We start from the raw sequence: 25,233 nt of genomic DNA on the forward strand, positions 1-25,233 counted from the left end.
GGTGCTCGTCGAGGCCGACGGCGGTTCGCGGGGCAACCCCGGGCCGGCCGGGTACGGGGCCGTCGTCCGCGACGCCGCGACCGGCGAGGTCCTGGCCGAGCGCCAGGAGGGCCTGGGCGTGGCGACGAACAACGTCGCCGAGTACTCCGGCCTCATCGCCGGGCTGCGCGCGGCCGCCGAGGCGGGGGCCACCGAGGTCGACGTGCGGATGGACTCCAAGCTCGTGGTCGAGCAGATGTCCGGCCGCTGGAAGATCAAGCACGAGGCGCTGAAGCCGCTCGCCGAGCGGGCCCGCGAGCTGGCCGCCGGGTTCGCTCGCGTCAGCTACCAGTGGATCCCGCGCGCGGAGAACGCGCACGCCGACCGGCTCGCCAACGAAGCGATGGACACCCAGGCCGGCAAAGGCCCCTCGCCGGAGCACACGGGCCCGGAGCGCACGACGCCGCAGAAGTGGACCGGTGCGCAAGGCACGCCGGTCCGGATGATGCTGCTGCGGCACGGTCAGACCGCGATGTCGGTGGACCGCCGGTACTCTGGCCGCGGTGACGTGCCGCTGACCGAGCACGGCAGGCAGCAGGCCGCGGCGGCCGCGAAGCGCCTGGCCGCGCTGTCCGACCTGGGCACGGACACCGCGATCGTGGCCTCTCCGCTGACCCGGACGAAGCAGACCGCGCAGGCCGTCGCCGACGCGCTCGGCGCCCGCGTGGAAACCCACCCCGGCCTGCTGGAGACCGATTTCGGCGAGTGGGAGGGTCTCACGTTCGCCGAAGCCGCCCAGCGCGACCCGGAGCTGCACGGCCGCTGGCTGCGCGACCCGTCGGTGCCGGCGCCGGGCGGGGAGAGCTTCGACGCGGTGCACCAGCGGGTCCGCCGGACACGCGACGAGCTGGTCGGGACCCACGCCGGGAAGACGATCATCGTGGTCAGCCACGTCACCCCGATCAAGTCCCTGCTGCGGCTGGGCCTGGACGCGGGGCCGTCGCTGCTGTTCCGGCTCCACCTGGACCTGGCGTCGCTGTCGATCGTCGAGTTCTACCCGGACGGCAACGCCTCGGTGCGGCTGGTGAACGACATCTCGCACCTCGCCTGAGGCGCGCTACGGCAGCACCAGCCACAGCGCGACGGTCGCCGCGGCCAGGCTCGCCGGGACCGTCGCCAGGCCGAGCCGGGTGAACTCGCCCAGGCCGGGGGCGTCCCGGCCGAGCACGCGCCGCCACAGCAACGTCGCCAGCGAGCCGACGTAGGTGGCGTTCGGGCCGATGTTCACCCCAAGCAGCACGGCGAGCAGCACCCCCGGAGCCGGGTGCGGGCCGAGCGCCGCCAGCAGGATCAACGTCGCCGGGAGGTTGTTCACCAGGTTCGCCAGCGCGGCTGCCAGGAACGCCGTGAGCAGCAGCTCGGGCAGCCCGGTCGTCTCCGGCAGCAACTCCCGCAGCGGGCCGCCGAGCAGGTGGTCCGACACCGCCTCGACGACGATCGCGAGCCCCAGCACGAACAGGCTGAGCAGCGGGTTCGCCGCGACCACCAGCCGCGCCGGGCTCGTCTCCCGCCGCGCCAGCGCCCGCGCGGCCAGCACGGCGGCGGCGATCGCGGCCACCCACCCGGGCGCGAGCCCGACCAGCGGCCCCGCCCCGAACCCGGCGAGCGTTAGCCCGAGGACGACCAGCGCGAAGACCGGCGCCTCCCGGTCGTCGACCGCGGGGCGCGCGAGCCCGGTCAGGTCGCGCCGGAAGAACCACCGGAACACCGCCAGCTCGACCACGATGGTGACCAGCCACGGCAGCGCCATCAGCGCGGCGAACCCGGTGAAGGTCAGCCCGGACGCGGCGAAGGCCAGCAGGTTCGTCAGGTTCGAGACCGGCAGCAGGGTCGACGCCGAGTTCGCCAGGTGCGCGCACGCGTAGACGTGCGGCTTCGGCGGCAGGTCGAGGGTTCTCGTGGTGGCGAGGACGACCGGTGTCAGCAGGACGACCGTCGCGTCGAGGCTCAGCACCGCGGTCGTGCCCGCGGCGGCCGCGAAGGTCAGCGCGAGCAGCCCCCGCGGCCGGCCGCGGCAGGCGGTGGCGAGCCGCGCGCCGAGCCACCGGAAGACACCCTCGCGGTCGGCCAGGTCGGCGAGGACGAGGATCGCCGCGAGGAACCCGAGCGTCGGGGCCATCGCGGTGACCTGTGCCCACGCCTCGCCCGGCGACACCAGCCCGAAGGCGAGCACGACGAGCGCGGCCGGCACCGCGACCAGCGCCTCCGGCAGACCGCGGGGACGCGCCATGGCGAACCCGAGAACAGCAGCGAGCGTCCCCACGCTCCCGACCGCCGCGACCATGCCCTCACGCTAGCTCGCGGTCGATTCGGACAGGGTGAAGGCCACCCCCGCGCCCCTGGCCGGCAGCGAGGGTGGCCTTCCGGCAACCGGTGGCCTAGGTGTACCAGGTGGGTTCAGGGAGCCGGCCGTTCAGCGCGTAGTCCCCGACCTCCCGCCGCTTGTACGGCAGCGGGTCGTGCAGCGAGTGCGTCCGCAGGTTGCGCCAGAACCGGTCCAGCCCGTACTTCGACGCGCTCGCCCTGGCACCGGTCAGCTCGAAGATCTTCGTGCCGATCTCCAGGCCGGTGTCGACGATCCGCTGCTTGGCTGCCGCGATCAGGACCGCCACCTCGCCACGCGCCTCGGGCGTCAGCTCCGCGCGCGGCGCGTGCAGGATCGGCGAGATCGCCGCCCCGGCCTTGTCCACCAGCGCTTCCGCCGCCCACAGCTTGGCCTGCAGGTCGCCGTAGCCCTCCAGGACGTACCACTCCTCGGTCGCGGACTGCTTGTCGTCCCCGCCGTAGGGCCACGCCCGGGTCCGCTCACGCGTGTAGGCCAGCGCCGATTCCAGCGCGCCCTGCGCGATGCCGAGGTAGAAATTGGTGAACACGAGCTGGATCGTCGGCACGTTCAGCGTGTTGTAGACGAGCGGCTGGAATTCCCGGTCCACGTACCCGGCGGCATCCGACCACGGCACCCGGACGTCGGAAATGGTGACGCTGCCCGATTCGGTCAGGCGCTGCCCGATGTTGTCCCAGTCGTCGTGGAACTCGATTCCCGGCTGTTTCGACGGCACGATCGCGAAGATGTGTTCGTCGGTCCCTTCGAGCACGCCCTCCAGCACGGTCAGGTCGGACACCTTGCTGCCGGTGGAGAACGACTTGTGCCCGTGGTAGACCAGCTCGTCGCCGTCCTGCGTGATCTTCAGGTCCGAGTCGCGCGGGTTGACCGCGCCACCGAAGAAGAAGTTGTTGCGCGTGTAGAGCTCCTCGACGGCGGCGATCTGCGCGTCCGTGCCGACCAGGCGCGCCGCCCACGCCCACAGGTAGTGGTAGCCCAGCAGCTGGCCGATCGAGCCGTCCGCCTTGGCGATCTCGCGGATCACCCGGTAGGCGGTCTCCCAGGTCTGCCCGGCGCCGCCGTGCTCGACCGGCCCGAGCAGGGTGACCAGGCCGGTGTCCTTGAGCAGCTGGACCTCGGCGTAGGGCGTCCGGTTCTCCCGGTCGCGCTGGACGGCGTCCACCGCCAGCCGCGCGGCGACCTCACGGGCACGTGCGATCCAGTCGGTCACGAGAAACTCCCAACGGGTTCCGGGGTGGCGGCGCTGGTTTCCTTCTCCAGCTCGCGCACGATGGGCAGGACGTGACGGCCGAAGTACTCGACGTCCTCGTGGTAGTGCAGGAAACCGAGCAGCAGCAGGTTCGCCCCGCGCCGCTTGTACTCGACCACGCGGCGGGCGATCTGCTCGGGCGTGCCGATCAGCCCGGTGCGGAACCCGTCGTTGTACTGGACCAGGTCGGCGAACTCGGAGTCGGCCCACATGCCCTTGCGGTCCGCGGTGGACTTGCCGGCCTGCTGGACCGCGGACCGGAATCCCTCCACGGCCTCGACGTCGGCCTTGTCCACGATCTCCCGCAGCACGTCGCGGGCCTCGGCCTCGGTGTCGCGGGCGATCACGAACCCGTTGAGCCCGAACCGCACCGTGTGGTCGTGCTCGGCCGCGTACCCGCGGACCTCGGCGACCTGCTCGCTGAACCCGTCGAAGTCCTTGCCGTTGCTGAAGTACCAGTCGGACACCCGGCCGGCCAGCCTGCGCGCCGCCGTCGAGTTGCCGCCCTGGAACACCTCCGGGTGCGGGCGGTCCGGTGTGGACACCGGCTTGGGCTTGATGTCGAAGTCGTGGATCCGGTAGAAGTCGCCGGCGAACTCGGCGGCGTCGCTGGTCCACAGTTCCTTGAGGACGCGGATGAACTCCTCGGACCGGCGGTAGCGCTCGTCGTGCTCCAGCCACGGTTCGCCGAGGCCGGTGAACTCGTCCTTGAACCAGCCGCTGACCACGTTGACCGCGGCCCGGCCGCCGGACAGCACGTCCGCGCTGGCGACGAACTTGGCCAGCACGCCGGGGTGCCACAGTCCGGGGTGGACGGCCGCGATCACCTTGAGCCGCTGGGTCGCCAGCAGCAGCGCCAGGCTGAACCCGGTCGACTCGTGCTGGTAGGCGGCGCCGTAGCTGGCGGTGTAGCGGACCTGGGTGAGCGCGTACTCGAAGCCGTTGTTCTCCGCGAGCACGGCGAGTTCGCGGTTGTAGTCGTAACCCCAGTCGGTGCGTTGTTCGATCCGGCTCGTGACCAGTCCGCCGCTGACATTCGGCACCCAATAGGCGAATTTCAGCGGTTCGTGCGGATCGGGTGGGGGAAATGCGGGCATGAAGGCTCCACGGAAATGGTGAGGGGAATTGTGCGTCGACGGCCGCGCGATCTGTTTCCGAGTAAAGCGGCGGGCGGATGGAGGGGCAACCGACGTCCACGGCGTGGGAACGGTTACCCTGAGTGGGCGGACGAGTTGGCCGGGCGGCCGCGAGGGTCACTCCCTCGAGGAAAGTCCGGACTCCGCAGGGCAGGGTGGTTGCTAACCGCAACCCGGGGCGACCCGCGGGACAGTGCCACAGAAAACAGACCGCCCCGGCCTTCACGGGCCGGGGTAAGGGTGAAACGGTGGTGTAAGAGACCACCAGCACCCCGGGTGACCGGGGTGGCTCGGTAAACCCCACCCGGAGCAAGGCCAAGAGGGCGCCGCGAGGCGCCTGCGCAGGCGATCGAGGGCGGCCCGTCCGATGCCTGCGGGTAGGCCGCTCGAGCCTGCCGGCGACGGCAGGCCTAGATGGATGGCCGCCACCGCGGCTTCGCGCCGCGGGACAGGATCCGGCTTACAGGCCAACTCGTCCGCCCCTTTCCCGCCGGCCCGCCGGTGGCCTACGGTCGGGCCGTGGATCACGCAGAAGCCCGCGACGTCGCGTTCCGGTGCCACCGGGTGCTCGAACCGCTTCACTCGTTCATCTACTTCGCGCCCGAGGCGGAGCAGGCGCTCACCGAGGCCGGGCTGCGGCCGGGCCGGATGTGCTACTTCGCCAGCCGAGCGGCGCCGATGGGCACGGTGGGCGCGGGCGTGGTCGCGGCCACCTTCTACAACTTCAACCCGGAGCTGGTCGCCCGGCACATCCCGCGGGCGTGGACGCTGGCCTCGCCGTCGCGGATCCTGCAGGCCCGGCTGGCGGCGGCCGACGCCGGGCTGCGCCGCGTGCTGGGACAGGAGCTGATCACCTCGCCGCGGCTGGCCGAGGCGGCGGAGCTGGCCCGCTCGGCGGCTTCGGCGTGCACGGCGGAGGGGCGCCCGCTGTACGCGGGGCACGCGGAGCTGGAGTGGCCGTCCGAGCCGCACCTGGTGCTCTGGCACGCGGCGACGCTGTTGCGCGAGTACCGCGGCGACGGGCACATCGCGGCGCTGGTCGGCCACGGGCTGGGCGGGCTGGCCGCGTTGATCACCTACACGGCGACCGGGAAGGGCTTCCTGGAGCCGGTCGCGAAGAGGAGCCGCGGCTGGTCCAACGAGCAGTGGGACGCCGGTGTGGCGGACCTGCGCGAGCAGGGCCTGCTCGACGCCGACGGCCGGCTCACCCCGGAGGGCACCGTGCTGCGGCAGAGCCTGGAGGAGCAGACGAACGCCTCCGCGGCGGCCCCGTGGCGCCACCTGGGCGCCGAGAAGGCCACGCGGCTGCACGAGCTGGGCCGCGAGCTGGCCCGGCACGCGGTGGCGCACGGAGCCTTCCCGGACGGCATCTTCGCGGCGGCGCGGGCCTGAGTTCCGGCGATCACGACGGACGCGCTCGCCGGAAGGGCCCGCCGCCCCGCGCGCGCCCAGCGTCGGACTTTCACGTTGGGTGAGGATGAAGGCGTTCGCGCTCGCCCTGTGTCACCGCAGTCCGCGGAAAGCGCTCGCCACCGCGCTCCACCGCGGCACCCGGCACAGTGAGCGCTTACACCCGAGTCCACCCGAAAGTGCGTATCGATCACGCATCGTGAGGGCAAATCGGGTCCACCTGGGCGCTGGGTGACGGTGTTCGCTGGATCGGATGATCGACTCGCCCGGAGAAGTCGTCACGCCCGGGTACGTGGCATGCGGCCGATCGGGTCATGCCACACTGGTGTCCGCGCCGTCGAGGAGCGATACCGCGCACCCAGAGTGAAGCGTGAATGCGCCTGTGGGTGAGTCCCTACCCACACTAGGAAATCCGGGTGCCGGGGGTTAACCCTGAGCGGTGTTACCACGATGATGGAGGGCGACGAGTTCAGGAGAAGTGGCCGTACTGTGCCTGGTGTGAATGGACTGCCGTTCGACAGAGAGCGCTTTGACCGTCACAGCTCGTGACGCCATGATGGGCTAGACAGACCGGACGAACTTTCCGACCTCGTGGGCCCGCCCCGCGCTGACCCACCCGACACCCACACTCCTCGCACCTGGGAGTACGCGATGACCATGATGACACTTGTGCAGCACCTGGCGCAGGGCGAGATCAGGACCCGTGGAGTCCAGCAGTGGCTCCTCGACAACATCATCCCCCTGGTCCTGCTCGCCGTCGCGCTGCTGCTGCTCTGGCTCGGTGGCGGCAAGGGCGACAACGCCGGCGTCATGCGCCGCCTGGCCGGTGTGGTGATCGCGCTCGCGATCGTCGGCCTCGCCGTGAGCGGGCTCGGCGTCAACGTCGGCGAGTGGATCGCCGGCTTGTTCACCAGCTGACGGCGCGGGGTAGCGCGCGTGCGGATTCGAACCGATGACGAGGTCTACCGGGTCGACGCGGTCTGGCTCGGCCCGCCGAAGGCCACCTTCCCGTGGCGGGCGCGGTACGTGGCCTGGGGTGTCGGCATCCCGGTGTTCCTCGTCGTCCTGGCCGTCGAGCGGCAGCTCGGCTTCGGGTTCGGCTTCTTCTCCACCGCGTGGGCGTTCGTCATCACGATCTTGATCACCCGGATGATCACGGCCAAGATCAGTCACGAGCGTCCGCTCGGCGCTGTCATGACCATGTGGCTGCGCGAGCTGCAGACGCCCCGCGAGAAGACCTCCGGAGAGGGCGGTGCGGTCACGGCCACGAAGATCCGCGTGCGGAACGAGCGGCCGCTGCCCAAGCACAAACGGCACCTCGCCGCGGCGGGGTCGCATCCTCACCACCAGCCAGCACGACCGCGTGGCGCGCGCACTTCGGCGCCACGGTAGGAGGTAGAGGTTGTTCGGAAGCGGCGGACGCCGGAAGGCCGGGAAGTCCGACCCCAGCGGGGCTGCGCAGTGGCCGCCGCAACCGGGTCGCGCCCCCGGCAAGCAGGGCCGCCGGCTGCCCGGTGAGCAGGCGATACCCAGCTACACCCCGTCGATCGCGCTGCGCACCATCGACGGGCACCTGGTGCGCACCGAGAACGAGGTCTACGCCTGGTACCGGCTGGCGCCGCAGCGGTGGTCGTTCCGGTCGGACTCGCAACGGCGCGACCTGATCGCCGCGATCGCCGGCCAGTACGCCGAGCTGCAGGGCCGCTGGCTGCACCTGCGCGTCACCACCCGGCCGTACCCGATCCGCATGTGGGCCGAGGCGCACGTGCACAACGCCATCCGCCGCCCGCCGGACGTGCCGGGCGCGCTGTCGTTCGACGACTACCTGATCGGTGAGCAGCAGCAGCTGCTCGGCCGGTCGATGGCGGAGAAAGAGGTCTACATCGGCGTCCAGGTGCAGACCCGGCGCGTGGTCGACCGCGCGGTGGAGCGCGCCGCCCCGCTGCTGCGCCGCATCCTGCCCGAGGCCGTCGACGCCGAGCTGGCCGCGCTGGACTCCGAGGTCGAGCACCTGGACCAGGTGATCGGGTCGTCCGGCCTGGAGGGCCGCCCGGTGCACGCCGAGGAGATGACCTGGCTGATGCACCGCTCGTGCTCGCTGGGCCTGCCCGCGCCCCGGCACCTGCCCGCCGTGCCCGGCGCGGCCTGGGAGCCGGAGGACCTGGCCAGCTTCACCGACGCGGCGGACTTCCACGCCGAGCCCTACGCGCCGACGCTCACCGTGCGCGGCCGCACCGGGTCCAACGCCGGGGTTCAGCGGCACCTCGCGGTGCTGACCGTGGGCCAGATGCACGGCCTGCAGATCCCCGAGGTCGACGACCCGTGGGTGCAGCACGCCGACCGGCTGCCGGCCTCGGTCGAGTGGTCGGCCCGCATCTACGTGCGCCGCCCGGAAGAGGTGGCCGGCGAGCTGCAGCGCCAGATGAACAAGGTGCGCTCGCAGGTCAAGCACTACACCGACGAGCACGAGCTGGAGCCGCCGCAGTCGCTGGCGCGGCAGGCGACCCGCGTGCTCGAGATCGACGACGAGATGACGTCGGGCTTCACGGCGCTGGCGACCCGGGTGCGGTCGTGGTGGCGGCTGGCGGTGTCCGGCGACACCGAGCGCGAGGCGTTGCGGCTGGCGCAGCAGCTGCTCGACCTGTACAAGCCGAAGATCGCGATCGAACACCCCGAGGCGCAGTACGCGCTGGCGCGGGAGTTCATCCCGGGCGAGCCGTTGTCCTCCTCGGCCTACATGCGCCGCGGTTCGGTGGTCTGGGCCGCGGCGGCGGTGCCGACGGCGACGGCCGAGGTGGGCGACCGGCGCGGCATCCTGCTCGGCGAGACAGTCACCGCGACCCGGCGCCCGGTGGCCTGGGACCCGTGGATGGCGCAGGAGATCCGCGACGGGTCCGGTCTGACCGCGATGGTCGCCGGTCTCGGTGGCGGCAAGTCGTTCCTCGGCGGCGGCATCGTCTACAAGACGCTGCGCGCCGGGGCGCACTGGACGCTGCTGGACCCGTCCGGCCCGCTGTCCCGGTTGTGCGACCTGCCGGAGATCCGGCCGTACGCGCGGCCGATCAACTTGCTGAATGCACAACCCGGCATCCTCAACCCCTACCGCGTGGTGGCCGAGCCGCTGCTCGAGCACTTCATGGACGAGGAGGACCCGGAGCGGGCGTGGCGGCGCGAGCGGGCGCTGGCCGGCGCGACCCGGCGGCGGCTCGTGCTGGACGTGCTCACCGGGGTGCTGCCGTACGAGGTCGCGCGGATGCCGCAGAGCCGGATCGTGCTGCTGCGGGCGGTGCGCGCGGTCGGCGGCCGGTACGACGCTGACCCGGGCCAGGTGATCGACGCGCTGCGCCGGGACTCCAGCGAGCACCACGAGCACGCGGTGGTCGTGGCGGACTTCCTGGACGAGATGCGCGAGCGCATGTCGCTGCTGATCCCGGAGAACGACGCCGACCCGTACTCGGAGACGCGCGACGACCGGCTGACGGTGCTGACGATGGCCGGGCTGACGCTGCCCAAGGACGGCGTGGGCCGCGAGCACTGGACCGACGCCGAGGCGCTCGGTGTCGAGATGCTGAACCTGGCCGCGTGGCTGACGCAGCGGTCGGTGTACGAAAAGCCCAAGGACCTGCGCAAGGGCGTGTGGATCGACGAGGCGTTCTTCCTGTCCGAGGTGCCGACCGGGCGCGTGCTGATGAACCGGTTCGCGCGTGACTCGCGGAAGTGGAACGTCCGGGTGCTGCTGTCCTCGCAGATCCCGGCGGACTTCCTGAAGATCCAGGGTTTCGTCGCGCTGCTGGACTCGGTGTTCGTCGGGCGCCTCGACGACGACGAGGCGCAGGCCGACGCGCTGCGGCTGCTGAAGGTACCGGTCGGCGTCGGGTACGAGCAGGTGGTCGCGTCACTCGGCCGCCGGCCCGGTGCGCAGCGCGGCCTGGAGCGCGACCGCGAGCCGAGGCAGTTCATCTTCGGCGACGGTGCCGGCGGGGTGGAGCGGATCCGGGTGGACTTCTCCGGCCCGCACCTGGCCCACCTGCGCGCGGCCCTGGACACGACGCCCGGTTCGAAGGACGCGTTGCCTGCGGACACGCACGCCCGGGACGAGGACCCGCCGCGCGAGCAGCAGCACGTGGCGGCCCCGCCACCGGACGACGAGCTGGAGCCGGACCTGGAGCTGGCCGCCGAGCGCGACCTGGGCCTGACGGAGGAGCAGATCCTGGCCGAGGACGTGCCGGGTTCGGGCAACGGGTCCGGCTCGGACGAGCGCGCGGGCGAACGAGCGGGCGCGGGCAAGCGCGGCGGCTGGGACGCCGCATGACGCTCGTGACGGTCCTGAGCGTGCTGGCCGTGGCCGGAAGCTGGCATGCCCTCCGAAGGGGCCTGAAGACCCGCGGGAGCCGCCGGAAGAGACCACCCCGCTGGGCGGCCGTGGTGGCGGTCGCCCTGCTGATGGGGTTCCAGACGACGGTCATGGCGCCATCAGCCTCCGCCGCGGCATGTGGAGACGCACCCATCCCGGAGCGACCGGGCTCGGGGCTCGTCGGCGCGCTGGATCCGCCGCGCAGTCACGGTGAGGCGGGCAGCGCGTACTACGACTACAGCTACGCGGGCATGGTCTGGTACGTCTACCAGACCGACTGCGGGCCGCTGTCGGGAATCACCAGTCCCAACACGACGATCGACACGTGGGCCGGCAACCAGGCCTTCAACATCGGCAAGAACATCGTCGGTGCGACCAACTCCCTGCACTACACCGTGCTCGAAGGTGGTCTGCTGAACCCGATCTACGGTGCCGTGAAGTCGGGCGCGGAGAAGGTCTACAACAACATCTACGCCCAGCTGTTCGGCCTCGTGGCGCTCCTGCTGGCGATCGTCATGTTCCGCAACATCTGGCGTGGCGACCTCGCGGCGGTCGGCAAACGCGGCCTCTACGCCCTCGCCGCGGTCTGGCTCGCGGCGTCGTCGATGGCGATGCTGAGATACCTGGAGCCGTTGGACAACGCCATCGTCAAGACCTCGACGAACATCCAGGCCGGGTTCATCGACGACTCCGAGAACCGCGTCATCTGGGAGGTCCTGCCGACCGACCTGCACAACCAGGTCATCTACAACAACTGGCTGCGGGGTGAGTTCGGGGCGACGGATTCCCCACAGGCGCAACAGTTCGGCCGGCCGTTGCTGGACGCACAGGCCTTCACGTGGACCCAGATCCGCAACGGTGACGACGCGAACCAGGGAGTCGTCGACGCCAAGAAGGCGGCCTACAAGAACATCTCGACCCAGCTCGGCCCGGCGACTCCCTATTTCACGGGTGAAGGCGGCAGCCGCACCGGGTCGGGTTTCCTCGCGCTCGGCCAGAGCCTGGTCTACGCCTTGTTCCAGTTGCTGGCGAAGGCGTCCGTTCTGCTGGCGCAGGTGCTCATCCGGCTCTTCGTGCTCACCGCGCCCCTGATCGGACTCGTCGCGCTGCTGCACCACGACATCCTGCGTCGCGTGGCGCGGTTGCTCGGTGCGGTGGGCTTCAACCTGCTCGTCCTCTCCGTGCTCGCCGGCGTGCACGCCCTGCTGCTGCAGGCCATCTTTGCCGCGGGGAACTCGCTCTCGATCCTCACCCAGATGGTCATGGCGGGCCTGGTGACCGTCCTGCTCTTCCTCGTCGGGCGGCCGGTTCGCCGGCTTTGGCAGATGGTCGAGATGTCCGTCGGCATGGTCGGGTCCTCCATTCCGGCCCCCAGCGGCGGCCTGTTCAGCCGCTTCCGCAAGAAGCAGGGGCCCACTCCGCAGGACGAGTTCTGGGAGAGCGTCCGCGAGAGCGAGGAGAGCGAGGTCGCCAGCCCGACCGGATCCGCCGGCCGTGGGCGTCCCGAGGCGACCGTCTTCGCCACCGCCCAGCGGCTCGACGGCGCCGGTGCCATGGCCGCCCGCCCGGCGGCCGCCTGGTCCGGCGCGCCCTGGCCCGGCGGCGGGCCGGCGCTGCCCGGACACGCCAGGCCCGGCCTGCCCGCCGGCGGCGGCAACCAGCCCGCCTTCGCCGGTTACGCACCCGAAGGCGCGGACCCGGACGCGTTCGTCTACTCCGCCCCGCCGGGCACCACGCGCCGTTCGGACGGCTGGGTGCCGCCAGTCGCGCAACGGCCCAGCCGCCGGGTGGACACCTCGCCCGTCTACGACCGCGGCTGGGACGAACCCGACCCCGTCGTCGTCCCGTCGCGCATCTCGCGGCCGGGCATGAGCGCCACCCCGGCGCAGCGGCCGGAACCGCGCCGCGCCGGGCGGGAACTCGTCGGCGGCAAGCCGGTCCACGTGCTGTACCGGCCCTCCCGCGGGCTCGAGGTGCGCGACGACTCCCGTGACACCGACCGGATCGTGCGGTGATGTAGATGCCGATCCGGACCAACCGCGGCCGCGCCGCCGTCTACCGCCGCATCTGGGGCTTCCCGCTGCGCTCGCCGGCCCACCTTGTCGGCACGGCCGTCGCGGTGATCGTGCTGATCGTCGCCATCGGCATCGTCGTGCCGCAGCTGCTGGGCAACCCCAACAAATCCGGCCCGACGCCGGTCCGCATCCAGGACCCCGGCGGCGGCACCACGACCAGCGCGCCGAGCGGCACCACGTCGACCCCTATGTCCACCCGCCTCACCGCGCCGCTGCTCCAGCCGACCTCCGCCGCGCCGGACCCGGCGGCCCTGCAGATCGCCAAGCAGTGGGCCACCGCGTGGGCCACCCACCCGGCCGGCATCACCAACGCCCAGTGGCTGGAGGGCCTGCGTCCACTCACGACGGAGGAGTACCTGCCGGAGATGTCCACTGTGGACCCGGCGAACATCCCGGCCACCCGGGTGACCGGCGAGCCCACCGTCACCAAGTCCTACACCAGTTCCGTCGAGGTGCTCGTCCCCACGGACGGCCCGAAACTGTCGATCACCGTGGCGAAGACGCCGTCCGGCTGGCTCGTCACCGGCTACGACCAGGCGAGCTGACCCATGCGGCTCGGTGTCCTCGTCGGCGTTCTCGTCGCCGTTCTCTTCGCGGGGGTCGCGACCGTCGGTGTGGTCACCAAGGTGGTGACCGACCAGCAGCAGGCCCAGATGCAGGCCGCCTACAGCAACGTCAGCTGCGACGCGGCGATCGGCCCGAGCGTGCCCGGCAGCGACCAGGGCGCCGCACAGGCCGCGAGGCTCAACGACGAGCAGCGGTACATCATCAGCCAGATCATCGAAATCGGCAAACAACGCGGGTTGTCGCCGCGGGCGTGGCAGATCGCCATCCAGGCCGGCATGACCGAGTCCGGCATGCGCAACCTGAACTACGGTGACCGCGACTCGCTGGGCATCTTCCAGATGCGGCCGTCGATGGGCTGGGGCACGCCGGCGCAGCTGCAGGACATCCCGTACCAGATCAACAAGTTCTACAACGTCCTGCTCACCGTGCCGGACTGGGACAAGCAGCGCCCGGGTGCCTCGGCGCAGGACGTCGAGCGGTCGGCGTTCCCCGAGCGCTACCACAAGTGGGAGCAGATGGCGGCCCACCTGGTGGAAAACCTCGGCCAGGTCGCGGACATGGTCGGCTGCGGTGAGAGCGCGGGGCTGGTGCTGCCGACCAACAACGCCGCGGCCGCCGCGATCCGGTTCGCGCTGGGGGAGCAGGGCAAGCCGTACGTGTGGGGCGCGACGGGCCCGAACTCCTACGACTGCTCCGGCCTGATGCTGCGCGCGTACGAGGCGGCGGGCATCACACTCAGCCGGGTGTCGCGGGACCAGTACAAGAACGGCGCGATGCTTCCGGTGCGTGACGCCCAGCCCGGTGACCTGCTCTTCTGGGCGTATGACCCGTCGAACCCGGCGACCATCCACCACGTCGCGATGTACCTTGGCGACGGGAAGATCGTGGAGGCCCAGCAGACCGGCGTGCCGGTGCACACCCGGAAGGTCTCCTGGAACGAAGACGAGCTTGTGCCGCAGGCAGTCCGGCCCGGCGTGTAGAAGGTGATGCCCCGTGGCGAAGAAGTTCGGTAAGCGCAACAAGAAGCCGGCACAGCTGAACGACCTGTTCGGCGCCCCGCCGCCCCCGCCGCGCTCGGGGCCGCCCGCGTCGAGCACGCCCCTGTCCGACTACCTGTCGCAGGGGCTGCCGGGTGTGGACGAGGGTTACGTCGTGCTGCCGCGTTCGCTGGCGGAGTCGATGTCGCTGCCGTGGCAGCAGCAGATGGCCGGGTTGCTGGCGCAGTTCCACCAGACGCACCGGTCGCTGTCGTGGCCGATCTACCGCACGGTCCCCTCGCGCTACGAGAAGCTCGTCGACCTGGACGAGGAGCAGCTCGCCGAGGTCGGCTACCTGGTCGAGATCGACGCGGACGGCGACATGGTCTACCGCGAGCGCAGCGGGCGGAAGGTCGAGGAGCCGGAGAACACCACGGTTCTGGTGCCCTGCCTGGACCCGATCCCGCCGCGCGGGCAGGCTCGCCGCGAGGCGGCGCCGGCCCCGGACCCGGACGCCCCACGGGCCGCACCGATGATCATCCCGCCCGCGCCGGTGTGGCGGACCACGCCGACGACGCCCTCGCCGGAGGTGCCGCCGCTGCCGGAGCCGCCGAAGAAGCTCGCCGCACCCCGCACACCCCCCGGCACGGGCCCGGGTGCTTCGCCGGCCGCCCCCGCGGTGCCGGGTGGCCCCCAGACCGGCCCGGCGGTGCCCGGAATGCCCGAGGCTGGCCCGGCGGTGCCCGGCGGCCCCCACGCCGCCACCGCGGCGCAAGGGCCTTCTCCGGCTGGCCCGGTGGAGGGCGGTGGCCCCGAGGCCGCCTCGGCGGCGCCCGGAGTACCCGAAGCTGGATCAGGAGCATCGACGCCCGGTGCTTCGCAGGCCGGCTCGGTGGCGGGCGGTGGCCCGCAGGCTGCCTCGGCGATCCCCGGAGTGCCCGAGGCCGGCCCGGGAGCAGCGGCGTCCGGTGCTTCGCAGCCCGGCCCGGCGACGTTCGGTGGCCCCGAGGCCGCCTCGGCGGCGCCCGGCGCTTCGCAGGCCGGCCCGGCGGTGCCCGGCGGCCCTCAGGCCGCCCCGGCGGCTGGCCCCTCCGGCACGGGCCCCACCCCGTCGCCCGAGGCGGCCCCTCGGGTGACCAACCCGCAGGCCTGGCGCACGATCGAGCCTCCCGAGGAACCCGCGCGCTTCACCGAGCCGCTGCCCCCGCAACCGCAGCCCACCCCGGCGGCCGGCATCCCGCTCGGCGGCCTCACCAGGCACGACCCGGAGCCGACGCCGCCGCAGGGCACGCCCAAGGTGAACCGCGACTGGTTCGAACCGGACCAGCCGGAGCACGAGTTCGGCCCCACCGGCCAGCCGACCGAACTGCCGTACCGCTACCGCCCCTGACCGCTGGCGCGGCCCGCGCACTGGTGCGAAGCTCGAACCATGGCGAAGAGCAAGGACCCGAACCCGGACCAGGGCTGGTACTACAACACTCGCACCGGCGAGGTCGAGCACCTCGAGCGGTCGCGGTCCATCGATCTTCTCGGGCCGTACCCGGACGAGGCCACCGCCCGCCGGGCGCTCGAGATCGCGCGTGAGCGCACCAAGAAGGCCGACGAGGAAGACGCCAAGTGGCGCTGACCGACGAGCAGGAGCCCCGGACCACGCAGGTCCGGGGCTCCTGACACAACCGTCAGCAGTCCCGCAGGGCGGGGCTCTGGTTGCGCAGCTGGCCGGCCGGCGAGATGAACTCCCGGTAGGTCTCACTGTCGACGGCGGCCGGGCGGAAGGCCGCGACCCGGTGGCAGTTCTGGAACGCCAGCTTCATGCCGAAGTGCCGCTCCAGCCCACCGCGGATGGCGTCCGAAGCCAGCGCCCGCAGCAGCTGGCCCCGCTCCTTCTCGCTCGGCGGCGGGGTCGCGTGGTCGGCGAAGTCGGCGGCGCCGCCCTCGAGGTCCGCGGCCACTTCGCTGATCACCTGCCACGCGTAGGGCAGCGAGTCGCGCACGCAGGCGACGAACTCGGCGTCGCTCACCTCACCGGATTCGGCGCGGGCGAGCAGGTCGGCGGGTACATCGAGGGACATCATGCTCCTTTCGATTTCTTCCTACGCCCCGGCCAGCGCGGGCGGGCCGGGCACGAACTCGTGGTCCACCTGCGCGGCCAGGTCGGTTCCGGTGCGCTCGTTGCCCCACGACCGGGCGTTGCGCAGGTGGAACTCGACCGCCTGGCGGTGGAACTTCGCCCAGTCCCGCGGAGTGGCATCCACAGTGGACTGGATGGTGGCCAGCGCGTCCAGGTTGTGCGGCTCCAGCGCGGTGATCGGCCGGGTCCGGCCGCGCTCGGCGGCCCGCACGTGCGACGACCCGGTCAGCCAGCACAGCAGGTCGGGACCCAGCTGGTCGCGCAGGAACTCGACGTCCTCGTCGTCGGTGACCTTGTTCCCGACCACCGCGAGCCGCACGCCGAAGTCCCGCGCGTACTCGGCGTACTGCCGGTACACGCCGACGCTGCGCAGGGTCGGCTCGCACACCAGGAACGTCACATCGAACCGCGTGAACAGGCCGGAGGCGAACGCGTCGGCGCCCGCGGTCATGTCCATCACCACGTACTCGCCGGCGTCGTCGACCAGGTGGTTCAGCAGCAGCTCCGCCGCGCCGACCTTCGAGTGGTAGCAGGCCACGCCGAGGTCGTCCTCGGTGAACTGCCCGGTCACGCCCAGCCGCACCCCGGCGACGTCGCGGAAGCACGCGTCGAAGACCGGGTTGTCCTCGAACGGCCGCACCAGCCGCGAGCCGCGTCCGGGCGGGGTCGTCTTGATCATCGCGTCGGCACTGGGGATCCGCGGGTTGTCGCCGCGCAGCCAGTCCTTGATCAGGGGGAGGTGCTCGCCGAGCGTCGGCAGCGCGGCCGCCTCCTCGGCGGACGCGCCCAGCGCGACGGCCAGGTGCTGGTTGATGTCGGCGTCGATGGCCAGGACGGGGCGCCCGGAACCGGTGAGGTATGCGGCGAACAGCGAGGTCAGCGTCGTCTTCCCGCTTCCGCCCTTGCCGACAAAGGCGACTTTCACAGTGTGCGCACCCTTCATCCAGTTGAAAACGATATCGCTTTTCGGTGGTGTGCGGGCAAGATACACCCGTCCGGCTCAACCCCGAACGGGCGACCGAACCGGCGATACCGCGTTAGGGTCTAGGTGTGCACCACGTCGTGACCAGCACGAACTCGGCGGACGGCGGCTTCGCCCGGCTGCGCGCCGAGTTCGAGCTGCCGGAGGACTTCGACCCGGCCGTCCTGGCCGAGGCCGAGGGCGTCGTGATGGATCCGTCCGAGTTCGCCGCCGACCGCGCCGACGCCACCGACCTGCCCCTGGTCACGCTCGATCCGCCGGGCGCGAAGGACCTCGACCAGGCCATCCTGATCGAGCGGCGCGCCCACGGCTTCCGGGTGCACTACGCGATCGCCGACCTCGCCGCGTTCGTCACGCCGGGCGGGCCGATCGACCGCGAGGCGCGCCGCCGCGGCCAGACCCTCTACCTGCCCGACGGCACCGTGCCGCTCCACCCGCCGGTGCTGTCCGAGGGCGCCGCGAGCCTGCTGCCGCGCGAGGTCCGGCCCGCCGTGCTGTGGTCCCTGGACCTCGACCGCGACGGCGAACTCAGGCACGCCACCGTGCGCCGCGCGCTCGTCCGTTCCACCGAGCAACTCGACTACGCGACCGAGGACCCGGCCGCGCCGCACCCGTCCATCGCCGCCCTGCCCGAGCTGGGCACGCTCCGCCGCGAGCTGGCCGTCCGCCGGGGCGCGGTCGAACCGCAGCTGCCGGACCGGATCATCGGCGCGAACGGCGGCGACTGGGTGCTCGGCATGCGGCCGCGCACCAGACTGGAAGCCTGGAACGCCGAGATCTCCCTGCTCACCGGCATGGCCGCGGCGGAGATGATGATCGGCGCGAAGATCGGCCTGCTGCGCACCCTGCCCGAGCCGGACGCCGAAACGCTCGACTGGCTGCGTGGCGCGGCCCGCGCGCTGGGCATCGACTGGCCTGCCGGGACCAGCGTCGCCGAGCTGCTGGCCGGGCTCGACCCGGCGCAACCGGAGTCGATGGCCTTCTACACCGACACCACCCGCCTGTTGCGCGGCGCCGGCTACACCGCCTTCGACGGCGAGCTGCCCGAGGTCGTCACCCACGCGGGCATCGGCGCCCCGTACGCGCACGTCACCGCGCCCATCCGGCGGCTGGCGGACCGGTTCGCCACCGAAGTCTGCCTGGCCGTCAGCGCGGACGAGCCGGTCCCGGCGTGGGCCCGCACGGCGCTGACCGAGCTGCCCGGCCTGATGAACGCCTCCGACCTGCTCGCCGCGCGGGTCGAGAAGGCCTGCCTGGACCAGGTCGAGGCGTGGATGCTGGCCGACCGCGTCGGCGAGGTGTTCGAGGCGGTCGTGCTGCGGGCGGAGGAGAACCGCGCGGAGATCATGCTGGCCGACCCGCCGGTGATGGCGCGGTGCGCGGGGGAGAACCTGCCGGAGGGCCGCCGGATCACGGTCCGGCTCACCGCGGTGGACGTCGACAAGCGGAAGGTGTCGTTCGAGCGGGCATGACCGACGACTGGACCGACGAGGAGCGCGAGCTGGCGCGGCGCGTGCGGGAGGGCCACGCGGTGCTCGTCAACGTGCGGAAGTCCGGGCCGCACCGGCACCTCGTGCCGTGGCTCGTGGAGCAGGACCTGATCACCTACATCGGCCACAAGGGCAACCGGCACTCCTGGCCCGAGTCGCCGTTCGCGAACCCGTTCGTCAAGGAGGCCAAGCAGGACCGCGAGGCGATGCTGCGGCACTACCGCGAGTACCTGGACGGGCGGCCGGACCTGCTGGACCGGCTCGACGAACTGGCGGGGCGGGCGCTCGGCTGCTGGTGCGCGCCGCAGCCGTGCCACGGCGACGTCCTGCTGGAACACCTCGAAGGGAAACGATGACGCTGTTCGACGACCTCGGCGAGGACGTGCCGCTGCGCGGAGTGCCCCAGCGCGTGGTGTCGCTGGTCCCGGCCCTGACGGAGGCGGTCGAGGAGAGCGCGCCCGGCCGCATCGTCGGCGCCACCGACTACTGCACGCACCCGGACCGCCTGGAGGTGTCCCGGGTGGGCGGGTCGAAGTACCCGAAGGTCGACGACGTCCTCGCGCTGCGCCCGGACCTCGTGCTGGCCAACTCCGAGGAGAACCGGCCGGAGGACGTGGAACGGCTGCGCGCCAACGGCGTCCCGGTGTGGGTGATGGAGGCGCCGGCGACCGTGCCGCACGCGCTGGCGTCGCTGCGCCGCCTGCTGACCCAGGCGCTGGAAGTGTCCGAACCGGACTGGCTGGTCACCGCCGAAGAGCTGTGGTGGGAGACGAAACCCGAGCGCGCCCGCGCCGTCGTCCCGGTCTGGCGCAAACCGTGGATCGTGCTCGGACGGGACACCTTCGGCGGCGACGTGCTGCACCGGCTGGGCATCGCGAACGTCTACGCCGGCCACGAAGACCGTTACCCCCGGCCGAAGATCGACGAGCTGCGGGCGCGGTTCACCGAAGGCGGGGCCGATCTGCTGGTGCTGCCCGACGAGCCGTACCTGTTCACCGACACCGACGGCCCCGAGGCGTTCCCGCACGTGCCGTTCGTGCTGATCTCCGGGCGTTACCTCACCTGGTACGGACCGTCCCTCGTGGACGCCCACCGCGAGCTGTCCGCGGCGTTCAGCGCCTGGTGACCAGGAGGGCGATCGGCGCGTCGCCGCAGCGCAGCAGCACTGTGTCCGCGTCGTGCACCGGACGTGCTCCGGCGTTCCACCAGGACGCGATGTCCGGATTCCGCACCAGCGAGCCGGTCGCCTGGCGGGCGGTGTTCGCGGCGATCACCCGGCCCTGCGCGTTGATCACCGCGGCCCGGCCGTCGACGCGGCGCAGCTTCGGCAGCAGCAGCCGCTCGAACTCGTGGACGAACACGTCCGCCCCGACGACCCCGGCGAACGCGCCGTCCCGCAGCACCGGGACGGTGAAGGTCAGCGTGTACTCGTCGGTGCACAGGTAGTCGACGTAGGGGCCGGTGATGTGCCGTCGGCCGGAGTCGCGCGGCACGGTGAACCAGGACTGCCGCGTGTAGTCCAGGAAGTGGTCGCTGGCCGGGTCGAGGCTGATGAACAGCTGCGCGGGCGGCCCGCCCGGCGTGCACGTCCACCATTCGAAGCCGAAGCGCTGGTCGGCCAGGGCGTCCGGGGCGGCGATGAACCCGGCCCCGACGATGCGTTCGCCGAGCGCCGCGATCACGTCCGGCCGCAGCGCGTCCAGGTCGGCGGCACGGACCGGGCCCGGTCTGCCGAGGATCGCGGTGGCCGCGGCCACGGCCGGCGCCAGCCGGCCGAAGACGCCCTCGACGATGCCGGACACCTCTTCGGCGATGTCCTCGCCGGCCAGCGTGTCGTTCACGATGCCGCCCCTGGTGTAGTCGAGGTGTCGAAGCTTAGGACCCGAGTAGGTCAAGATGCACCTCACCCAATCGGTCGATGGTGTCCAGGATGTGCTGCTCGGTCAGCTTGCGTGCCAATTCGCCGTCGGCCTGGGCGATCGCCGCGGCGATGGCCCGGTGCTCGGTGCACGCCGTCACCGGATCGTGGTGCCCGAGCGGCAGCCACAGCAGCGCGCCCTGTTCGCTCTGCAACCGGATCTCCTGGTGCGTGAGCCGCGGGGACTGGGACGCGGCGGCGACCTCCAGGTGGAACTGCCGCTCCGCGCGCGCGGCCGCGGTGCCGACCGCGCCGTCCAGGTCCTCGGCGGCCATCTGGACGCGGGCGATGTCCTCGGTGGAACTGCGTTCGGCGGCCAGCCGGGCGGCGGCGCCCGCGATCGCGACGTAGTCGTCGCCGATGTCCCGCAGTTCGCTCAGCGAGACCTCGCGCAGTCGCGCCCGCCAAGTCTCGTCGTTCTCCTCCGGCGGCGCGCAGACGAAGCTGCCGCCGCCACGGCCCCGCTTCGTCTGCACCAGACCCTGCTGACGCAGGGCCACCAGCGCCTCCCGCACGGTCACGGTCGACACCCCGAACTGCTCGGCGAGCTCGGCCTCGCTCGGCAGTTGCTCCTGGTCGGCGAGGACACCCAGCGTGATCGCGTCCACCAGCCGCCGGGCGACGAGCTCGGCCCGCCCTGTCTGGTCCAGGGGCGCGAACAGGACTGATCGCGCGCTGGGGGACGTCAACGGCCTTCGCATCGGGCTCCTTCTTTCGGGTACCGCCGCGAACAATCCTGCCTCAAAGACTTGTCCTATGAAATATGGTCTTATATGTTTTCCGGCCATCGGGGTACCGACCCGCACCGTCCCCGCTGAGCCAGGAGCCTGCCCGTGCACCAGCTGAAGCACTTCATCGACGGCGAACTCGCGGATTCCGCGGACGGAGCCGTCGCCGAGATCATCGATCCGGTCACCGGCCGGCCGTACTGCACCGCGCCCGTCGGCGGCGCGCAGGACGTGGACCGGGCCCTGCGCGCCGCGGCCCGGGCCTTCGAGCAGTGGCGCGAGACCACGCCCGGCGACCGTCAGGTCGCGCTGCTGAAGATCGCCGACGCGGTCGAGCGGCGGGCCGACGAGATCGTCCGCGTCGAATCGGCGAACACCGGCAAGCCGCTGGCCGTGACCACGGCCGAGGAAATCCCGGTGGTCATCGACCAGTTGCGGTTCTTCGCCGGGGTCGCCCGCGCCCTGGAGGGCCGCGCCGCGGGTGAGTACCTCACCGGGCACACCTCCTACGTCCGGCGCGAGCCGATCGGGGTGTGCGCCCAGGTGACGCCGTGGAACTACCCGCTGATGATGGCGATCTGGAAGATCGCGCCCGCGCTGGCCGCCGGGAACACCGTGGTGCTCAAGCCCGCCGACACCACCCCGGCGTCCACCGTGCTCCTCGCCGAGATCGCCGCCGAGTTCCTGCCGCCGGGCGTGCTGAACGTCGTCTGCGGTGACCGGGACACCGGCCGCGCCCTGGTCGAGCACGACATCCCGGCGATGGTGTCGATCACCGGCTCGGTCCGCGCCGGCATCGAGGTCGCCGGCTCCGCGGCCGCCGACCTCAAGCGCGTGCACCTGGAACTCGGCGGCAAGGCGCCGGTGATCGTCTTCCCCGACGCCGACCTGGAGAACGCGGCCGAGACCATCGCGGGCGCCGGGTTCTTCAACGCCGGCCAGGACTGCACCGCCGCCACCCGGGTGCTGGTCCACGACGACGTGCACGACGAGTTCGTGGCCGCGCTGACCCGGCACGCCGAGGCGACCAAGACCGGCCTTCCGGACGACCCCGACGTGCTCTACGGGCCGTTGAACAGCGCCGGTCACCTCGCGAAGGTCGCCGGGTTCATCGAGCGGCTGCCCGGGCACGCGACCGTCCACACCGGAGGCAAGCGCGCTCGCGACGAGGGGTACTTCTTCGAGCCGACGGTGGTTTCCGGTGTCCGGCAGGACGACGAGATCTCGCAGAACGAAGTGTTCGGCCCGGTCATCACCGTGCAGCGGTTCACTGGCGACGACGAGGCGCTGGCCGCGGCCAACGGGGTCGAGTACGGGCTGGCGTCGTCGATCTGGACCGCCGACCACAGCCGCGCGATGCGGCTGTCCGCCAAGCTCGACTTCGGGTGCGTGTGGATCAACACGCACATCCCGCTGGTGGCGGAGATGCCGCACGGCGGGTTCAAGAAGTCCGGCTACGGCAAGGACCTCTCGCTGTACGGGCTCGAGGACTACACCCGCGTCAAGCACGTCATGACGGCATGGGGAGCGCAGTGATCGACATGTCGCCGAACCAAGCCCCCACCCTGGCCGAGAAGACCGCCCCGGCCGAGACCACGAGCGCGATCCGCCTGCGCGGCCTGCGCAAGGAGTTCGGATCCGTCGTCGCCGTCGAAGGCGTCGACCTGGACATCGCGCAGGGCGAGTTCTTCTCGATGCTCGGCCCGTCCGGGTCGGGCAAGACCACCGTGTTGCGCATGATCGCCGGGTTCGAGCTGCCCACGTCCGGGACCGTCGAACTGGCCGGCCGCGACGTCACCCGGCTGGCGCCGTTCGAGCGGGACGTCAACACCGTGTTCCAGGACTACGCGCTGTTCCCGCACATGACCGTGCAGCAGAACGTCGAGTACGGGCTGCGGGTCAAGAAGGTGCCCCGCGCGCAGCGCCGCGAACGCGCTCGCGAGGCGCTGCGGACCGTCCACTTGGAAGGGTTCGAGAGCCGCAAACCCACGCAGCTGTCCGGTGGGCAGCGGCAACGCGTCGCGCTCGCCCGCGCGCTGGTCAACCGCCCCAAGGTGCTGCTGCTCGACGAACCGCTGGGCGCGCTGGACCTGAAACTGCGGCACGCCATGCAGACCGAGCTGAAGCAGATCCAGCGCGACGTCGGCATCACGTTCATCTTCGTCACGCACGACCAGGACGAGGCGCTGACCATGAGCGACCGGATCGCGGTGTTCAACACCGGCGGGATCGAGCAGGTCGGCACGCCCAGCGAGGTGTACGAGAAGCCGGCCACGGCGTTCGTCGCGGGGTTCGTCGGCACCTCGAACCTGCTGTCCGGCGACAGCGCCGAGGCGGTGCTCGGCACGCGCGGCGTGTTCAGCATCCGGCCGGAGAAGATCCGCATCGACCCCGACCTGTCGCAGCCGGCCGCCGTGGGCGAGGTTTCCGCGACGGGCACCGTCACCAGCACCTCCTACGCCGGCGCCACGGTCCGTTACGTGGTGGCGCTCGACGTCGGCGGACAGCTCTCGGTGGTCCGGCAGAACGCCGGCGCCCCCCTCGAACTTGCCGACAACCGCGTCCGCCTGTGTTGGCGGCAAGAGCACAACTTCCGCATCACCGAGTAAGGAGCCAACCAGATGCGCAACAGCCGGACCCTGCGCTTGATCGCGGGGCTGATGTGTGCGGGGACCGCCGTGGCGGCCTGCGGCACGTCGAGCACCTCGTCCAGCTCGTCCAGCGCGGGCGGGCAGGGCTTCACCCCGCCCAAGCTCGAAGCCCTCTCCCAGCTCGGTCAGCCCGAGGGCGCGCTGAACATCCTGGCCTGGCCCGGTTACGCGGAGAACGGGTCCAACGACCCGAACGTCGACTGGGTGACCCCGTTCGAGCAGGCCACCGGGTGCAAGGTCAACGTCAAGACCTTCGGCACCTCCGACGAGGCCGTCAGCCTCATGAAGACCGGCCAGTACGACGTCATTTCCGCCTCCGGTGACGCCTCGCTGCGGCTCATCGCCGCCGGCGACACCGAGCCGGTCAACACCAGCCTCATCCCGAACTACGCCGACGTCTACGACTTCCTCAAGAACAAGCCGTGGAACAGCGTGAACAACGTGTCCTACGGCGTGCCGCACGGCTGGGGCGCCAACGTCCTGACCTACCGCACCGACAAGGTCAACCCCGCGCCCACCTCGTGGTCGGTGGTGTTCGACGCGAACTCGCCGTACAAGGGCAAGGTCACCGCGTACGACTCGCCGATCTACATCGCCGACGCCGCGCTGTACCTGATGAAGACCAAGCCGGAACTGGGCATCAAGAACCCCTACGCCCTGGACGACAAGCAGTTCCAGGCCGCGGTCGACCTGCTCAAGCAGCAGCGCCCGCTGGTGTCGGAGTACTGGTCGGACTACCTCAAGGAAAGCCAGGCGCTGAAGAACGGCGACGCCGTCATCGGCACCGCGTGGCAGGTGACGGTCAACCTGACCAAGTCCGAGGGCGCGCCGCTGGAGTCCACGCTGCCCGTCGAGGGCGCCACCGGCTGGTCGGACACCTGGATGGTCTCGGCCAAGTCGCCGCACAAGACCTGCGCCTACAAGTGGCTCGACCACATCGTCTCGCCGACCGCGAACGCCAAGGTCGCCGAGTACTTCGGCGAGGCGCCGGCCAACCCGAAGGCCTGCGCGCAGACCGCGGACGCCAAGCACTGCGAGACCTACCACGCCGGTGACGCCGCCTACGCCAGCCAGATCTGGTACTGGACCACGCCGATCGCGCAGTGCGTCGACGGCCGCACCGACGTCAAGTGCAAGGACTACGGCGAGTGGACTCGCGCGTGGACGGAGATCAAGGGCTGA

General features: G+C 71.6%; 23 protein-coding genes and 1 other RNA gene. 17 read left to right on the forward strand and 7 right to left on the reverse strand.

From position 1 onward, the window contains the following. The first annotated feature begins 1 nt into the window (after position 1). The gene (locus tag IE290_RS33410) at positions 2-1,090 is read left to right on the forward strand and encodes a bifunctional RNase H/acid phosphatase (protein WP_191248766.1); all 1,089 of its coding nucleotides are present in this window, start codon (positions 2-4) and stop codon (positions 1,088-1,090) included. A gap of 6 nt (positions 1,091-1,096) precedes the next feature. On the opposite strand, the gene IE290_RS33415 is transcribed toward IE290_RS33410, so the two are convergent. From IE290_RS33415 to sfnG, 3 genes are all read right to left on the reverse strand, one after another. Continuing rightward, positions 1,097-2,323, reverse strand: coding sequence for an SLC13 family permease (locus tag IE290_RS33415; protein ID WP_191248719.1), 1,227 nt, complete (start codon positions 2,321-2,323; stop codon positions 1,097-1,099). Positions 2,324-2,417: 94 nt separating this feature from the next. Beyond that, positions 2,418-3,593, reverse strand: a complete 1,176-nt coding sequence (locus IE290_RS33420; protein ID WP_191248720.1) for an acyl-CoA dehydrogenase family protein — start codon at positions 3,591-3,593, stop codon at positions 2,418-2,420. Beyond that, entirely contained in the window at positions 3,590-4,729 is a 1,140-nt protein-coding gene (gene sfnG / locus IE290_RS33425) for a dimethylsulfone monooxygenase SfnG (protein WP_191248721.1), read from the reverse strand. Before sfnG ends, IE290_RS33420 begins: the two co-directional genes overlap by 4 nt. Positions 4,730-4,860: 131 nt before the next feature. Here sfnG and rnpB point away from each other — a divergent pair. From rnpB to IE290_RS33475, 10 genes are all read left to right on the forward strand, one after another. Then, positions 4,861-5,247, forward strand: an RNA gene (rnpB, locus tag IE290_RS33430) — RNase P RNA component class A. Between the two features lie 40 nt (positions 5,248-5,287). Next, on the forward strand, positions 5,288-6,160 hold the full coding sequence (locus tag IE290_RS33435; protein WP_191248722.1) for an SCO6745 family protein: 873 nt from the start codon (positions 5,288-5,290) through the stop codon (positions 6,158-6,160). A gap of 669 nt (positions 6,161-6,829) precedes the next feature. Next, a complete protein-coding gene (locus IE290_RS33440) occupies positions 6,830-7,096 on the forward strand; it encodes a hypothetical protein (RefSeq protein ID WP_094006776.1) in 267 nt (88 codons plus the stop codon). 18 nt (positions 7,097-7,114) lie between these two features. Beyond that, the gene (locus tag IE290_RS33445; RefSeq protein ID WP_094006775.1) at positions 7,115-7,570 is read left to right on the forward strand and encodes a hypothetical protein; all 456 of its coding nucleotides are present in this window, start codon (positions 7,115-7,117) and stop codon (positions 7,568-7,570) included. A 10-nt stretch (positions 7,571-7,580) separates the two neighbouring features. Beyond that, positions 7,581-10,490 carry an ATP-binding protein gene (locus IE290_RS33450; protein WP_191248723.1) on the forward strand — a complete coding sequence of 970 codons (2,910 nt, stop codon included), beginning with the start codon at positions 7,581-7,583 and terminating at the stop codon, positions 10,488-10,490. Beyond that, positions 10,487-12,547, forward strand: a complete 2,061-nt coding sequence (locus tag IE290_RS33455; RefSeq protein WP_191248724.1) for a magnesium transporter — start codon at positions 10,487-10,489, stop codon at positions 12,545-12,547. Before IE290_RS33450 ends, IE290_RS33455 begins: the two co-directional genes overlap by 4 nt. A gap of 5 nt (positions 12,548-12,552) precedes the next feature. After that, positions 12,553-13,152: a hypothetical protein gene (locus tag IE290_RS33460; protein WP_191248725.1), complete on the forward strand. Its 600-nt coding sequence runs from the start codon at positions 12,553-12,555 to the stop codon at positions 13,150-13,152. 3 nt (positions 13,153-13,155) lie between these two features. Then, a complete protein-coding gene (locus IE290_RS33465) occupies positions 13,156-14,154 on the forward strand; it encodes a C40 family peptidase (protein WP_191248726.1) in 999 nt (332 codons plus the stop codon). Positions 14,155-14,167: 13 nt separating this feature from the next. After that, positions 14,168-15,541 (forward strand): hypothetical protein, encoded by a 1,374-nt coding sequence (locus IE290_RS38620; protein WP_373300604.1) that lies wholly within the window; start codon positions 14,168-14,170, stop codon positions 15,539-15,541. A 39-nt stretch (positions 15,542-15,580) separates the two neighbouring features. Next, complete coding sequence (locus tag IE290_RS33475; RefSeq protein ID WP_094006765.1) at positions 15,581-15,778, forward strand: hypothetical protein; 198 nt, start codon at positions 15,581-15,583, stop codon at positions 15,776-15,778. Positions 15,779-15,830: 52 nt separating this feature from the next. On the opposite strand, the gene IE290_RS33480 is transcribed toward IE290_RS33475, so the two are convergent. Beyond that, positions 15,831-16,223 (reverse strand): SCO5389 family protein, encoded by a 393-nt coding sequence (locus tag IE290_RS33480; RefSeq protein WP_191248727.1) that lies wholly within the window; start codon positions 16,221-16,223, stop codon positions 15,831-15,833. A 21-nt stretch (positions 16,224-16,244) separates the two neighbouring features. Then, positions 16,245-17,207, reverse strand: coding sequence for an ATP-binding protein (locus tag IE290_RS33485; RefSeq protein ID WP_191248728.1), 963 nt, complete (start codon positions 17,205-17,207; stop codon positions 16,245-16,247). A 125-nt stretch (positions 17,208-17,332) separates the two neighbouring features. Between IE290_RS33485 and IE290_RS33490 the strand changes: the two genes are divergently transcribed. Genes IE290_RS33490 through IE290_RS33500 form a run of 3 tightly spaced genes read left to right on the forward strand, consistent with a single transcriptional unit; the run spans position 17,333 to position 19,880 of the window. Next, positions 17,333-18,736, forward strand: a complete 1,404-nt coding sequence (locus IE290_RS33490; protein WP_229874863.1) for an RNB domain-containing ribonuclease — start codon at positions 17,333-17,335, stop codon at positions 18,734-18,736. Continuing rightward, on the forward strand, positions 18,733-19,110 hold the full coding sequence (locus IE290_RS33495; protein WP_191248729.1) for a DUF4326 domain-containing protein: 378 nt from the start codon (positions 18,733-18,735) through the stop codon (positions 19,108-19,110). The genes IE290_RS33490 and IE290_RS33495 overlap by 4 nt, the downstream gene beginning before the upstream one ends. Further along, complete coding sequence (locus IE290_RS33500; protein WP_191248730.1) at positions 19,107-19,880, forward strand: helical backbone metal receptor; 774 nt, start codon at positions 19,107-19,109, stop codon at positions 19,878-19,880. Before IE290_RS33495 ends, IE290_RS33500 begins: the two co-directional genes overlap by 4 nt. Here IE290_RS33500 and IE290_RS33505 read toward each other — a convergent pair. Further along, on the reverse strand, positions 19,867-20,595 hold the full coding sequence (locus IE290_RS33505; protein ID WP_191248731.1) for a cache domain-containing protein: 729 nt from the start codon (positions 20,593-20,595) through the stop codon (positions 19,867-19,869). The genes IE290_RS33500 and IE290_RS33505 overlap by 14 nt on opposite strands. 34 nt (positions 20,596-20,629) lie before the next feature. Further along, a complete protein-coding gene (locus tag IE290_RS33510) occupies positions 20,630-21,373 on the reverse strand; it encodes a FadR/GntR family transcriptional regulator (RefSeq protein ID WP_191248732.1) in 744 nt (247 codons plus the stop codon). Positions 21,374-21,505: 132 nt separating this feature from the next. On the opposite strand from IE290_RS33510, the gene IE290_RS33515 reads away from it, so the two are divergent. The 3 genes from IE290_RS33515 to IE290_RS33525 are packed head-to-tail and all read left to right on the forward strand — an operon-like array spanning position 21,506 to position 25,233. Next, a complete protein-coding gene (locus IE290_RS33515) occupies positions 21,506-22,936 on the forward strand; it encodes a gamma-aminobutyraldehyde dehydrogenase (RefSeq protein WP_191248733.1) in 1,431 nt (476 codons plus the stop codon). A gap of 5 nt (positions 22,937-22,941) precedes the next feature. Further along, positions 22,942-24,009, forward strand: a complete 1,068-nt coding sequence (locus IE290_RS33520) for an ABC transporter ATP-binding protein (protein WP_191248768.1) — start codon at positions 22,942-22,944, stop codon at positions 24,007-24,009. A gap of 12 nt (positions 24,010-24,021) precedes the next feature. Further along, positions 24,022-25,233: an ABC transporter substrate-binding protein gene (locus tag IE290_RS33525; RefSeq protein ID WP_191248734.1), complete on the forward strand. Its 1,212-nt coding sequence runs from the start codon at positions 24,022-24,024 to the stop codon at positions 25,231-25,233.

This window comes from Amycolatopsis deserti, assembly GCF_014653945.1.
In the GTDB taxonomy this organism is placed as follows: Bacteria; Actinomycetota; Actinomycetes; order Mycobacteriales; family Pseudonocardiaceae; genus Amycolatopsis_E; species Amycolatopsis_E deserti.

Coding starts and splice junctions, on each gene's coding strand:
- IE290_RS33415 (WP_191248719.1), bottom strand. CDS start 2,323: ATGGTCGCGGCGGTCGGGAGCGTGGGGACGCTCGCTGCTGTTCTCGGG.
- sfnG (WP_191248721.1), bottom strand. CDS start 4,729: ATGCCCGCATTTCCCCCACCCGATCCGCACGAACCGCTGAAATTCGCC.
- IE290_RS33440 (WP_094006776.1), top strand. CDS start 6,830: ATGACCATGATGACACTTGTGCAGCACCTGGCGCAGGGCGAGATCAGG.
- IE290_RS33455 (WP_191248724.1), top strand. CDS start 10,487: ATGACGCTCGTGACGGTCCTGAGCGTGCTGGCCGTGGCCGGAAGCTGG.
- IE290_RS33460 (WP_191248725.1), top strand. CDS start 12,553: ATGCCGATCCGGACCAACCGCGGCCGCGCCGCCGTCTACCGCCGCATC.
- IE290_RS33465 (WP_191248726.1), top strand. CDS start 13,156: ATGCGGCTCGGTGTCCTCGTCGGCGTTCTCGTCGCCGTTCTCTTCGCG.
- IE290_RS33475 (WP_094006765.1), top strand. CDS start 15,581: ATGGCGAAGAGCAAGGACCCGAACCCGGACCAGGGCTGGTACTACAAC.
- IE290_RS33480 (WP_191248727.1), bottom strand. CDS start 16,223: ATGTCCCTCGATGTACCCGCCGACCTGCTCGCCCGCGCCGAATCCGGT.
- IE290_RS33495 (WP_191248729.1), top strand. CDS start 18,733: ATGACCGACGACTGGACCGACGAGGAGCGCGAGCTGGCGCGGCGCGTG.
- IE290_RS33500 (WP_191248730.1), top strand. CDS start 19,107: ATGACGCTGTTCGACGACCTCGGCGAGGACGTGCCGCTGCGCGGAGTG.
- IE290_RS33510 (WP_191248732.1), bottom strand. CDS start 21,373: ATGCGAAGGCCGTTGACGTCCCCCAGCGCGCGATCAGTCCTGTTCGCG.
- IE290_RS33520 (WP_191248768.1), top strand. CDS start 22,942: ATGTCGCCGAACCAAGCCCCCACCCTGGCCGAGAAGACCGCCCCGGCC.
- IE290_RS33525 (WP_191248734.1), top strand. CDS start 24,022: ATGCGCAACAGCCGGACCCTGCGCTTGATCGCGGGGCTGATGTGTGCG.